At 47.9% G+C, this 12,384-nt stretch carries 12 protein-coding genes; 4 read left to right on the plus strand and 8 right to left on the minus strand.

The annotated features are described in order from the left end of the window. Positions 1 to 6 precede the first annotated feature (6 nt). The 4 genes from EAO38_RS05830 to EAO38_RS05845 all read right to left on the minus strand — a co-directional run bounded on the left by EAO38_RS05830 (position 7) and on the right by EAO38_RS05845 (position 5,401). The gene (locus tag EAO38_RS05830) at positions 7 to 1,056 is read right to left on the minus strand and encodes a cytochrome-c peroxidase (RefSeq protein ID WP_121022045.1); all 1,050 of its coding nucleotides are present in this window, start codon (positions 1,054 to 1,056) and stop codon (positions 7 to 9) included. 180 nt (positions 1,057 to 1,236) lie between these two features. Next, on the minus strand, positions 1,237 to 2,253 hold the full coding sequence (locus EAO38_RS05835) for a type II asparaginase (protein WP_121022047.1): 1,017 nt from the start codon (positions 2,251 to 2,253) through the stop codon (positions 1,237 to 1,239). Positions 2,254 to 2,346: 93 nt separating this feature from the next. Next, the gene (locus tag EAO38_RS05840) at positions 2,347 to 3,465 is read right to left on the minus strand and encodes a hypothetical protein (protein WP_162982699.1); all 1,119 of its coding nucleotides are present in this window, start codon (positions 3,463 to 3,465) and stop codon (positions 2,347 to 2,349) included. Positions 3,466 to 3,493: 28 nt separating this feature from the next. Continuing rightward, the gene (locus tag EAO38_RS05845) at positions 3,494 to 5,401 is read right to left on the minus strand and encodes a methyl-accepting chemotaxis protein (protein ID WP_121021999.1); all 1,908 of its coding nucleotides are present in this window, start codon (positions 5,399 to 5,401) and stop codon (positions 3,494 to 3,496) included. Between the two features lie 186 nt (positions 5,402 to 5,587). On the opposite strand from EAO38_RS05845, the gene EAO38_RS05850 reads away from it, so the two are divergent. Genes EAO38_RS05850 through EAO38_RS05865 form a run of 4 tightly spaced genes read left to right on the plus strand, consistent with a single transcriptional unit; the run spans position 5,588 to position 8,470 of the window. Beyond that, positions 5,588 to 6,748 carry a hypothetical protein gene (locus EAO38_RS05850; protein ID WP_235852537.1) on the plus strand — a complete coding sequence of 387 codons (1,161 nt, stop codon included), beginning with the start codon at positions 5,588 to 5,590 and terminating at the stop codon, positions 6,746 to 6,748. Further along, complete coding sequence (locus EAO38_RS05855; RefSeq protein ID WP_162982702.1) at positions 6,745 to 7,422, plus strand: ABC transporter ATP-binding protein; 678 nt, start codon at positions 6,745 to 6,747, stop codon at positions 7,420 to 7,422. Before EAO38_RS05850 ends, EAO38_RS05855 begins: the two co-directional genes overlap by 4 nt. After that, the gene (locus tag EAO38_RS05860; protein WP_121022003.1) at positions 7,419 to 8,165 is read left to right on the plus strand and encodes a hypothetical protein; all 747 of its coding nucleotides are present in this window, start codon (positions 7,419 to 7,421) and stop codon (positions 8,163 to 8,165) included. The genes EAO38_RS05855 and EAO38_RS05860 overlap by 4 nt, the downstream gene beginning before the upstream one ends. Positions 8,166 to 8,179: 14 nt before the next feature. Then, complete coding sequence (locus EAO38_RS05865) at positions 8,180 to 8,470, plus strand: hypothetical protein (protein ID WP_121022005.1); 291 nt, start codon at positions 8,180 to 8,182, stop codon at positions 8,468 to 8,470. A gap of 2 nt (positions 8,471 to 8,472) precedes the next feature. On the opposite strand, the gene EAO38_RS09365 is transcribed toward EAO38_RS05865, so the two are convergent. The 4 genes from EAO38_RS09365 to EAO38_RS05880 form a co-directional block, all read right to left on the minus strand. Beyond that, positions 8,473 to 8,607 carry a hypothetical protein gene (locus EAO38_RS09365; RefSeq protein WP_268877823.1) on the minus strand — a complete coding sequence of 45 codons (135 nt, stop codon included), beginning with the start codon at positions 8,605 to 8,607 and terminating at the stop codon, positions 8,473 to 8,475. Between the two features lie 182 nt (positions 8,608 to 8,789). Further along, positions 8,790 to 10,136: a class II 3-deoxy-7-phosphoheptulonate synthase gene (locus EAO38_RS05870; RefSeq protein ID WP_205588358.1), complete on the minus strand. Its 1,347-nt coding sequence runs from the start codon at positions 10,134 to 10,136 to the stop codon at positions 8,790 to 8,792. Between the two features lie 2 nt (positions 10,137 to 10,138). Continuing rightward, positions 10,139 to 10,690, minus strand: a complete 552-nt coding sequence (ruvA, locus tag EAO38_RS05875) for a Holliday junction branch migration protein RuvA (protein WP_121022009.1) — start codon at positions 10,688 to 10,690, stop codon at positions 10,139 to 10,141. Then, positions 10,687 to 12,348: a DUF342 domain-containing protein gene (locus EAO38_RS05880; protein WP_235852538.1), complete on the minus strand. Its 1,662-nt coding sequence runs from the start codon at positions 12,346 to 12,348 to the stop codon at positions 10,687 to 10,689. The genes ruvA and EAO38_RS05880 overlap by 4 nt, the downstream gene beginning before the upstream one ends. Positions 12,349 to 12,384: the final 36 nt, after the last annotated feature.

Genomic DNA, 12,384 nt, shown 5'->3' on the forward strand with positions numbered 1-12,384 from the left:
CTTAAGCTAGGATTTGGCTGGGGCAGGCTTGGCTGGGCTTGGCTTTTCTGGTGCTGGAGTTGCCTTAGCGGGCGTAGGTTTAGCAGAAGGCATGTCTTTTTCCATAATCCCCTGTGGTTTAGGCGTGTTATCCGTAATGGTGGGGAGATGGGGGTAGACAAGGGTGGGTTTTTTACCCGTGAGCGCGCCAAAGAAAGTGGCAATCTTTTGTGCGTCTGCATCGCTAATATGGATTCCTAATTGTACCGCGCCCATCGCCTTGATCGCGTCTTTAATATCCCAATACTGCCCATTGTGGAAATAGGGCATGGTTTCTAAGATATTGCGCAAAGTAGGGACTTTGATCAACCCGTCTTTATTGCCCTTGAAGTCCCCCACATTGGCAAATTCATAGGGAGCAGCCACTTGGAAAGGTTGCATTGTTCCGCCCAAGTTGATCCCATTGTGGCAACCTGTACACCCCTTTTCTAGAAAGAGTGCCAAACCTTCTTGTTCCTTGAGGCTCAATGCCTTGACATTCCCGCGTAAGAAGTCGTCAAAACGGCTAGGGGTGTTGAGTGTGGCTTCAAACATGGCGATAGTGTCCGTGATGAGATTAAAATCAATTTTAATATGGTTGCCATAGGCGCGTTTGAAGGCTTTCACGTAGCCGGGCATAGAGTTGATCTTAGCCACCACGACTTTAGGATCGGCGTTCATTTCTACCGGATTGCTAATAGGCCCCTTGGCCTGTTCGTCTAGGTGCGCGGCGCGCCCATCCCAAAACTGCACGGCGTTAAACACAGAGTTATACACCGTGGGGGAATTTAAGAAGTGCGGGTTGGGCTTCCACCCCTCGCCCACCGCGCGCGAAACCATATCCACCCCGGCCATGCCCAAATTGTGGCAGGTGTTGCAAGAGATGAGGTAGGAAGTAGAAATTCTAGGGTCTAAAAACAGCATCTTGCCCAATTCCACTTGGGCTTTTGTGAGCACAGCCCCCTTATAAGAGACTCCTAAATTATGTACCTTGTCCTTGAGATACTTGTCCAAAGCCTTGCCCGTGGGCATGGGCATCAAGTTAGCCTCCAGGGCCTTTTTGATCAAATCCTGCGGATTTATGGGCTTGGGTTTGCTGGCTTGCAAAGACGCGCATAGACTTACAGACAACAGAGAAACTTTTAATAGACGTTTGATAGACACATATCACCCTTTGTAGAAAATTCTTTAAAAGTATACGCCAAAAATCTTAATAGCCTAATGTGTGTCGAAATAATCTTGAATTCTTTGGCGATTGGCATGTTGACTTAGAGCAAGCATCAACAGCACTCGCGCCTTTTGGGGGTTGAGGTTATCCCCGCTGATAAAGCCGTATTGAGAATCATCAATCTCCCCGGGGCGCGTGATAAACCCACTCCCCACACGGCTAGAACGCACCACAACCACGCCCTTTTTAACCGCATTAGCCAGTGCTTCCAATACAGAGGGGTAGAGATTGCCATTGCCCATCCCTGCGCTCACAATCCCTTTTGCTCCATGTTGGAGCACGCTCTGTATCAAGTCTGCATGATCGTTGGCATGGCTATAGATAATGTCCACACGGGGCAGGTCATGTATCTGAGCGATGTCAAACGCGCTCTCTAAAGTATGCTTGCGCAAAGCCTGCATGTAAAAGCGTACATGCCCATAGAGGACATGGCCTAGGGGGCCGCTGTTGGGGGATTTAAAAGTGTCTACGCCTGTGGTGTTGGTCTTGCTCACTTCTCTGGCGGCATGGATGGCATCGTCCATCACCACCAACACCCCCTTGCCCTTAGATTGTACATCGCTAGCCACGGCGATCGCGTTGTAGAGATTGAGCGGTCCATCTGCGCTTAGAGAATCCGCGTTGCGCATCGCGCCCACCATCACAATGGGTTTATGGCTTTTGATCACAAGATTTAGAAAATAGGCGGTCTCCTCCATCGTATCCGTGCCATGCGTGATCACCACCCCATCCACATCTTTTTTTGATAACAGGGCTTGCACGCGTTTAGCTAATTTAAGCCATACGGCATCATTCATCTCTTGAGAGCCGATGTTGCTTATCTGTTCGGCTTTGAGATTAGCCAACTTTTTAGCTTGGGGGATAGCACCCAGCAAACTATCCACACTCAGCGACCCAGATTTATAAGCACTACTCAGCGCGCTTTCAGAGCTCCCTGCAATCGTACCCCCCGTGGCTAAGATGTAAATATGAGGTTTGGCAACCATGGAGCACACCCCCACTAACATGAAGATCAAAAACTTATACAAGGCATCTAGCATGCGCGCACTCTAATCTAAGAAAACCAACCGCGCGCTAACTGCCCTCCAAAGCAGGGCTTGTCAATACACACAATAACCTTTCTCAAAACATTGCGTTTGCAATTTTTGGGTAAAACCGGGCTCCAAGCTGTCTAAAGACAGCAAATGGCGTTTTCTAGGATCGTCCCTGCTTTGGCGGTAAAAAATCAAGGTGCGTACCACCTGCCTATCCCCATTATCTGCCTCTCTGAAGAATTGTTGGCTGAATTGGTGCAGGTAAAAGGTGTTGTCCACCAGCTTAAAGGTTACATAGAGTTTAGTATAGATATTGTCCTCAGAAGGGTCGTAATGCCCCATCTCAAAGGTCAGATAGGGGAATTTATAGGCCAAATCCACCTGCCCTTGATGGATACAAAGGGTTCTACTGAGCAATTTGCCATTGTGGCGCGTCAACACACAGACGGAGTTAGAATCTTCAGGGTTATCTACATAGGTGATTCTTTTGCTAAAGCTGTAGCGATCCGCGCCCGCTTGAAAAGAGAGCAGGTCTTCTGTTTTGGTTTTCACCTTGGGATCACAGGGGTTAGAGTCCGCATTTTCTCCAAGGCAAACTTCTCTAGAAGGGCGCGCGCTAGTACTGCTGGGTTTGTGTTGCAATTTCTCTAATAATTTGTCATTGACATCGCTCATGGCGTAGGTGGAGCTCTCTTGTTCGTAGAAAGTCTTAGGAGCCCCTGCTGGGAAAAGCGCGTTATCCAAAGCCTGCTTGGCGTAGCGCACCAAGTAGAAAGTGCCCTCTATGTTTTTAAAGACCAAGAGGGTTTGTGCGCTGGTGTTGGCCGTGGGCGTGTGCGTCCCGGTTGCGATGAGCTTGAGCAACAAGGTGTCCTTAGTGTTTTGCATGTCCAAGTTGTCAAAACCACCCAAACAAAAGCCCTTGTAGAGTTTCTCTTTGAAGAGAATGCCCGTACACACCACGGGGGGGCGGGTGTTTCCCTCAGTGGTGTTGATCACATAGAGCAACATGTAGTTTTGATTCTGGACGCTAAAACTCTTCCCGGTAGCCTTAGAGTAAAGATTGTAATTGTCGCCTCCTAGAGTTTTATAACCCTGTTGGCGCACAAAGTCATTAGACCACCGCTTCACCTGATCTAAAGACTGGAAATAATCCAGGGCATGTACAGGGAGAGCAAGCCACAACAATGCGATAAGTATCCTTGTCCACATTTTAAGCCTTAAATTGATCGATTTCTTCACCCAAGGTGCTGTAGAGATCGTCTAGAGAAGATTGGTTGTTGCGCATATTTTGGACATCCTTTTGCTCTGAATATGCCAGAGTGTTGATTTCTTCGATTTCCTTGTTAATATTGTGGCTATTTTGCACCACTTCCTGTAAACTCTGTGTGTCTTGATGCGCGCATTCGATGACCTGCTCGATTCCATGCACGCTCTGTTGCATCATGTCCTGCACACTGGTGGCCAATTTTGCAGTCTGGCTAAGTTCTTGAGCATTTTCCCCCAAATGGTGGTTGATGTCTTGTACACCCTGTACCATCTCGTTGATGGTCGCATCAATGCTGGTCAAACTGCTTTGGGTTTTCTCAGCCAATTTGCGCACTTCGTCAGCCACCACCGCAAAGCCGCGCCCATGCTCGCCCGCGCGTGCCGCTTCAATGGCGGCATTGAGCGCGAGCAAATTGGTTTGGGCAGCGATGTCATCAATAATGGTCAACACTTCTTTAATGCTGGCCGTTCCTCTGGCGGTTTCTTCTAGCCTACGGGCAAATTCCATACTCTGGGTTGCGTTGTGTTCCAAACGGGTATTGAGCTCGGTCATCTTGTCGTGTGCAGTGCCCAAATACTCACCGGTCTGGTTGAGCTTTTGGTTATTGTCCTCTACATTTTTGACATGCTCTAAAATTGTGTCAATGTTAGTTTGGCTATGCACCACTGCCTTTCTAACCACCACGATCGCACGGTCCGTATTGGTGTGCACATTGGCCGTACTTTCTACAAGGGCAGCAGAAACCTTAGCACGCTGGCTGCTGATTTCTTTAAAATGGCGCATCACGCTTTGCATCTGTTCGATAAAGGCGTTGATGTTGCGCGTAATAGTTACGATCTCATTGCGCCTACTCCTATTACTGCAAGGAAGGCGCTTAGTCAAATCCCTATCCCCGGCTGTGAGGTCCATACTCAAGCGTTTTAAGCGATCCAAGGGGCGCATGAGATAGTAAATCCAAGAGAGCATCACGCTCAGGGTGATGAAAAGTGCCAAAAGGGAGATCACAAGCATGAGCGTGCGCAATTTAGAGATACTTTTAAACGCGACTTCAGTAGGGATGCGCGCGATCACTTTCCAATCATGGCCGGGTACTGTGGTGTAAACAAGTACAAATTTATGATGTTCCTTATCGCTGTGGATTGTCCCCTCTTTGGAGTTTAAAATCTTGGGCGCAACGTCTCTTAAAAAAGAGGTCTCATCGGACAACCCAACCCCCGCTTTGAGCTTATTAGAGCCTAGCACCAGCCCGCTGCTGTCAATCAAGTCCAGCCCGCCCCCATCGCCAAACTTGATTCTCTGGACATGCATTTCAAAAAAGTTTAAATCAATATCTGTGCTGATCACCCCCAAAAACTTCCCCTTGACAATTAAGGGCGTGGAATAAGAAATAACCAATTTACCGGTGTAGGCATCTTTATAAATCTCAGAAACAATGGTCTTTTGTTGCGCGCGCACATTCTTGTACCAGTCGCGCACTCTGGGGTCATAGCCCTTTGGGGTAGCCATCAAACTAGAGTACATACCCCCATCCTCTGTCCCTACATATGTGTTTAAAGCGCCTAGGGTTTTGGCAACGTATTTGAGTGTTTTGATGAGGGCTTTTGTATCCAATGTGGGGCTATCCACCCAGTGATCGCGGATTTCTTGAGCACCGACATCAAATAATTTCCGGGTGTTTTGATTCCATGCCACGATCCAATTGACATTGGTCTTGACAATCTCAAGCAGGTGTTCTTGGGTGTTCTCTACCACGATTTTATTTGCAAACCGCTCGATAAATACGCCAAATGCCATGAAGCTCACCGCCAACACGGCGATCAACATCAACGCAATCTTTTCTTTAAAACTCATCTAATTTCCTGTACTAAAAACCGAATTTTAGCACATGTTGTAACATTACAACCTTTAAACTCTCTCGATCTTTTGGGTATAATGGGGCATCTAGATTAAATTTTGGAATTGATTTTGCTGAAGTTAAAGCGTTATTTTGCGAATGCTATATTGGGGTGTCTGCCCTTGATGGGGGCAGAGATTGTCATGGATCCTTTTGGGTATTTGGGGATGATCTACAACCAAGGCTTTGAGCACCGTCCGCATAGCTATGTGGGCTTTGACGCGCGCGTGGGGACGAATTTTTCCTTCAACAATGGTTGGGCTTTTGGGATTGGGGCCATTGGGGCGTGGAATGTCTATAGCCGCAACAAACGTTTCCAGCCCATTGTGAGTGTGGGTAATGTCTTGGGGAGTGTGGAGAGTAACATGCGCCCCTACTTGAGCATGGGGGATATTTCGGACGCGTATGTCAAATTTGACACCCAGCGGCTTAAATTTGCCATGGGGCGCTTTAACACCAATTTTGTAGATTTTGATTGGATTCAGGGCAATATTCAGGGTGGGAGCTTGTTTATCCACCGCAATGACTTCAAATACTGGGGCATTTTCATGGATTCGATGCTTTATAATGGCTATCAAGGCAATGACTTACAAGGCCCCAGAATTGCCACAAGCATCAACGCGCTTGCCTCCTACGATCCGGTTTCTAAGAAAAAGTATGTGGGGGGCGAAGTGGTGGCCTTTGGCATGGATTATAATAATGACAAGGGCATGCAAATCTCCCCTTTTTTGCTCGCTGATACCAAGCTCCCCCAGCCAGCCATGGGCACTCTCTTCCAATTGGGCTTTAAGGCGCAGTATGAGCGCGATTTGCCTAGAAATTTTAAGTCTTATACAATCGTGCATGGCATCTACCAATACGGGGCCACTGGGGGGGTTAAACAAGAAGCCCAGGGGGGGTTATTTTGGGTGGATCAAACTTTCGTGTATAAAATCTTTAACTTTGGCTTGGGGTTTTATGGCGTGCCCGCTTCCGGGCAAAGGGGCTTTTTTTGGTCCTTTGATGACAAGAGTAAATTCTATGGACGGGGGATCAACTCCGTAGGTGTACCTGCGATCTACTTTGCTAACGACACTTACACGGGCTATCTCTTTGGGGGCATGAAAACTAGCAAAGTTAGGGTAGATTTGATGTTAGCTTATGGCATTTATCAGGAGTATTCTCTCATGACCAATTACAAAGTGTGGCAGTATAAAAAGATGATCCTAGATGCGGGCATTGGCTATGTCTATTCTTATTCCTCTAAAGTGGTGAGCAATATTGGCAATTCTTCGCTCGTACTCTTTACCAAGTTTTCTTACTGATGATTCGCCTGAATAATCTGAGTAAATCCTATGGCAAGCACAAGGCCCTAGATCAGCTCAATATTGAACTCCCTGCGGGCAAGGTGATCGGGCTTTTGGGGCCCAATGGGGCGGGCAAGAGCACTTTATTGAAGATTCTAGCGGGCATGTGTGTGTGCTATGAGGGGCAGGCTCTAATCGCCAATCAAAACATAGGGGTAGAAACTAAGCAGTACGTGGCCTATCTTCCCGAATACAGCTACATGCCCCCCCATGCCAGTGCTCAAGAGATGTTGGGTTTTTTTAGCGACTTTTTTAGCGATTTTGAGCCTCAGCGCGCTTTGAGTCTTTTAGAACGCTTTCATATTCCTTTGAAAACCCCCTTCAAACGGCTTTCCAAAGGCACGCAAGAGAAATTCCAACTCTTGCTCATCTTGGCGCGCAAAGCGCAATTATTCCTCTTTGATGAACCCTTGAGTGGGGTAGACCCCTTAGCGCGTGCGCAAATCTTAGAACTCATTTTAGAGCAGTGTGCACAGGCTAGTATTTTGCTCTCCACACATTTAGTACATGACGTGCGAGCGCATTTAGACATCGCGCTGTTTTTAAAGGCGGGGCGCTTTGTGGCCTGCCACCAGCTCAAAGATCAAGCGGACCTGAATTTAGAATCTCTCTACAAGGAATGCATGCAATGAAGCGCATTTTTAAACATGATTTTTTAGAGAGTTACCCTAGCATTGTGGGCACGCAGGTATTTTTATGTGGCTGTATGGTGTTGATTAGCGCAGACTGGCTGGCTTTAGAGCTGTTAGGCGGGGTGTTGGTTTTTCTAGGGAGTTGTGTTTTAGCCCTGTGTCTGACTTTGGCTTTTTTGCGATCCTTGTTTGAAAAGCTCTTTGGTCAAGAGGCATATTTGACTTGGAGTTTGCCCTTGAATGTGGATCACATCTTATTGCCTAAACTGGCCATCAATCTCTTTTGGATCGTGCTAGGCTTGCTCTTTTTGCTCCTAGCCCTTGCGCTCTCTTTTGCGCTCAACAATGGCCCAGATTTTTTCAGTGCCTTTTTAAGCGCGCTGACTCAAAACTGCGTACGCTTTGGCAAACACGCCTTTATTTTATTGCTCTTCTTTGCCCTGTTGTATTTGAAAATTCTCTTGGTACTGAGTGTGTTGCATGCCTTTAAGCTCAAGTCCTTGCCCAAACTCACGGGGTTAGCCCTCTTTATCCTCTTGAGTGTAATCTTGGACATCCCTACACGCTGGCTCTACCAATTCTACCAACAAAGTCTAGATTATGGCTATTTAGAGTTTTACTTGAGCCTCCCTTTTTTAGAAACGCGCGCGATGGTATGGTTTTGGCTCTTAGAGAGTAGCAAGGTGATCGCGCTTTACTGGGGAAGTCGTTGGCTACTGGTTAAGTACTTAAGTTTAGAATAAGAGAAAGGATTGCGATGCGATGGGTTCTTTTGAGTTTGCTATTGGTGGGCGCGCACGCCCAAAGCGGCTATTGTAGCAGTGAATGCGAGGGGAGTCCAAGTGAGCGTTTGCCCCCTATGGAGTTTCACATGAGCTTCCCCCATTCTGTAGAACATTACCGCGACCACCCTCATGAACGCGCCAAGATGCTCAGACGTTGTCAAGAAGCCTTCCATTCCGCGCTCAAGATCAATGTCATGACCAAAACCTTTAAGCGCGACTGCGCCAACGCCAAGCAAGCCGATTTGCTAGGCCCCACCCCCTAGGGCTACTTTTGTTCGGGTTGCCAGATCGTCTTTTCAGAGGGCTTGTAGTCTTTTTCATCCTCTAAGATCTGCGCCTTTGTCTCTGCACACGCGTTTAAGAACAAAACCACCACCCCAGCCAGTAACCACCAACGCATACCAAGTCCTTTAAATGATAATCTCTATGGGTACTTTGACACAATTCCAAAGGTTGATGCCCCAACCCCAAGGGTATAACCCCTTGATTGCAGGGCAGATATTAGCACAAGGCTACTAATGCTAGCCTTATATCCCCATAGCTAAAGCTAGGGCTTTAGCGTGCGGTTGGTAACCAAAAACCCTAATGATGCGCCGTTTTACTATTGGTTTTCAACATGTCTGCCAACAAGAACGCCAATTCAAGGGCTTGGGTGGCGTTGAGCCTAGGGTCGCACTGGGTGTGGTAATTGGATTCTAGTGCGTCTTCTGTGATGGCTTGCGAACCCCCAATGCACTCTGTAACATCGCGTCCGGTCATCTCCAAGTGAATCCCCCCCACACAACCCCCTTGGGCGTGTTGGATAGCAAAAAATTCCTTGACCTCGTGCAAAATATGCGCAAAGGATCGCGTCTTAACCCCCGTTTTGGTCTTGATGGTGTTGCCATGCATGGGGTCGCACACCCATACGATGGCTTGGCGCGCCTCTAAAATGCCCTTCAAAAGGGGGGGAAATTTGGCGCGCAATTGGGGACCCATGCGTACAATAAAACTCAAGCGCCCGGGCTGGTTATAGGGGTTGAGTGCCTTGCAAAGCCCTAAGAGCTGTTCTAAGGTGCTATTAGGACCAATCTTTACCCCAATGGGGTTATCCACTCCCCTTAAAAACTCTACATGGGCTTGATCCAACCCTCTAGTGCGCTCCCCAATCCAGAGCATGTGTGCAGAACAGCCATACCATTTAGAGGTCAAACTATCTTGACGCGTTAGGGCCTCTTCGTAGTGGAGCAATAATGCCTCGTGGCTGGTGTAAAAATCTGTCTCTTTTAGAGTGGGCAAATTGGCCACCCCGCAGGCTTGCATGAAATCTAGAGCTTGGGTGATTTGCATGGCCAAGGCCTCGTATTGCTGGCCAAAGCTATTGTTTTTTACGAAATCTAAATTCCAGCGGTGGATCTCGGCCAAATCCGCCAAGCCCCCCTTAGCAAAGGCGCGCAATAAATTCAACGTAGCCGCGCTTTGGTGGTAGCCCTGTAGCAGTCTTTGGGGATCGGCTTGGCGCGCATTGGTGTCCATACTGTTGACCATATCGCCCCGATAAATGGGGACCTCCACCCCCCCCACGCGCTCGCTCTCTTGGCTTCTGGGTTTGGCAAATTGCCCGGCAATGCGCCCCACTTTGATCACCGGACAACGCCCCCCAAAGGCCAAGACCACACTCATTTGTAAAATGACCTTGAAGAGGTCCCTAATCCCATCCGCGCTAAAAGCCTCAAAACTCTCGGCGCAATCCCCCCCCTGCAATAAAAACGCCCTGCCCTGAGCGGCCTCTTTGAGCGCCTCTTTCAAGGTACGGATTTCCTTAGCAAAGACCAGGGGCGGGTAACTTCTAAGGGTTTTTTCCACCGCTTCTAAAGCCCTTAAGTCGGGATAGTCTGGTTGTTGTAAAATGGGAAAATTACGCCATGATTGTGCATGCCATGCTTGCATATTCACCTCAATTGTTGCAATGCTTGTTTGATGATTTCTTGGGTGTTGAGCCCTGCGGGCAAGCCCGCACAGACTTTATGCACCACATCGCTTTTAAAACCCAAACTCTCTAAAGCCAATGCCGCCTCTGTGGCGTGGGGGTTAGGGGCTATGCCAAAGGCTAAATACCCTTCCAAATCTAGCATGATCTTGCCGGCTAATTTCTTTCCCACCCCGGGCACCTTTTGTAAACCCCTGAGATCATGAGCTTTCAACAAAGCGCCAAATTCTGGCGCGCCATATAGGGAGAGCACGCTCAAGGCAACCCTAGCCCCCACGCCATTGATCTTTAGCAGGCGTTCAAAAAGCGCGCGCTCTTCTGGTTGTAAAAATCCATAGAGATCGTGCGCGTCCTCTTTAAAAATGCAAGTGGTGTATAAACGTGCCTCCTGCCCCTCTTGCAAGAGCGCGCTAGCGCGCAAGCTCACATGCACCCCATAGATCACTCCGCTGACATTCAGAGTGATAAAGGTGGGTTCTATCCCCTCTACATTCCCCACAAGCCCCACGATCACGCGCCATCCTCAAAGCTCACTTGCCGTTTGGCGCGCACTAGAGAAACCCCATCTAGTTTAAAATCTACCATCTCCCCGCTTTCTGTCTGTAAACTCTGGTTGCTGCGCCCCGTGTAGAGGCGATTGCATGTAATGGTGTTGAAAGCTGTCCATGCGCCTTTGGCGAACAACCGCGTACCGCGCATATTAGACTCCAAAGAAACCAAGCGATCCAAGAACCCCCGATTGAGCTCTTGAATCTTAAGCACATAGAGGCGCAAAATCTTAATGCGGCGCAGGCAATCCATAAAATCGTAATACGTGCGCTGGATCGACTCGTCTTCCATCAAGAGTTTGCGTGTGGCTGCGTCCGCGCTCTTGATCTTATCAATGGTGGCTTGGTTTTGTTGTAAGAAGAAATTGAGTTTTTGGTATTGGGTCATCACCTTTTGGGCTTTCTCTTTGTAAATGGCCATCTCGTCCTTAGTTTCTTCTAGAATACGTTTGCTTTGGGGATCCGCAAAGGCAGAAAAGCAAAAGGTGTTTTCACTCCCATCGATGTGATCCACGACACATTTGCTAGAAAAATAAAAGGTGTTATTGGATTTGAGTTGTTGCATGCTAATTTCTCGAGCAAAGATCTGCGACCCACTGCCCGCGTCGATCTCGCAAGTTTGGGCGATAATCGTACCTCTGTCAGCGTATTTGCAAATCACCTTATTGCCCCGACAAGTGCCCTTATTGTTGTTAACAAAGATTTCATCGGCTTCCACACTGCTATCATTGTGCAATTGCCCCTCTACGATCACCTTTTTAGCCACTAAATTGACATTTTTGCCCACATTACCCTTAACATGGATTTCTCCAGCTTCGATGCGCAAATTGCTCTCAATGGCATTATCGATCTCGTTTTTAGCCCCAATGCGGAGCACCATGCCATTTTGCACCCCCCCTAAGAACATGGGTGTATTGGTACTTTTCATCTCAATGTAACTATCTTTAGTGAAACTCTTTAGCGCATTGCCCACCACAGCCACATACTGCGCAATCTTAGAAAAATAGACCATCTTCTGGGGGCCTTCTTTGAGCTCGAAAGCATCGCTGTTACATTCAAAGACGGGCGGGATGGGCTTTTCCTCCTTCACCTTAACAAATTGCCCCAAGAGATTGGGCCCACTGGCCCCGGCAATGGGCTTGACATACTCCAAGACCGCATCCCCCACGCCCGCCCCAAAGATCGAATTGGCTGGGGCCTTTTGGGCGTTCTTTTCTTCCCAAACTTTTTTCAAGATGAAATTCACATGCCCTTGTTTGTTAGGACGATACAGAGCGCGTTTGAGCAAGATTCTCTCTGGGTGTAACCCCAATTTCATGCAACGCTCAATTTCCTTGCGCAGGCTGGCATGCTGGGCTTCCATTTGGCGCAATAAAATCTTTTGGTGTGCCATTGTGCCTTCTATGGAGGTGCAAATTTCTTTAAACAACCCCTCATCTTCTACAATCACAAAAGGACTCTCAAAGATCACATAGAGTTCATCGCCCTCTTTAGAGAGTTCTAAATTGAAAAAGTAATCAAACAAGCGCTTTCTAATGCAGATGTCATAGCGCTGAATCACTTCTACCTGTTTATCATTAAAAAACACATCGTCATCAATGCGTTTGACCTCTCTCTCCTCCAAAAGTTTAAAGACATCTTTGGGGTTGTGCGCACCAAT

The sequence above is a fragment of the Helicobacter vulpis genome (assembly GCF_003660395.1).
Taxonomy (GTDB): Bacteria; Campylobacterota; Campylobacteria; order Campylobacterales; family Helicobacteraceae; genus Helicobacter; species Helicobacter vulpis.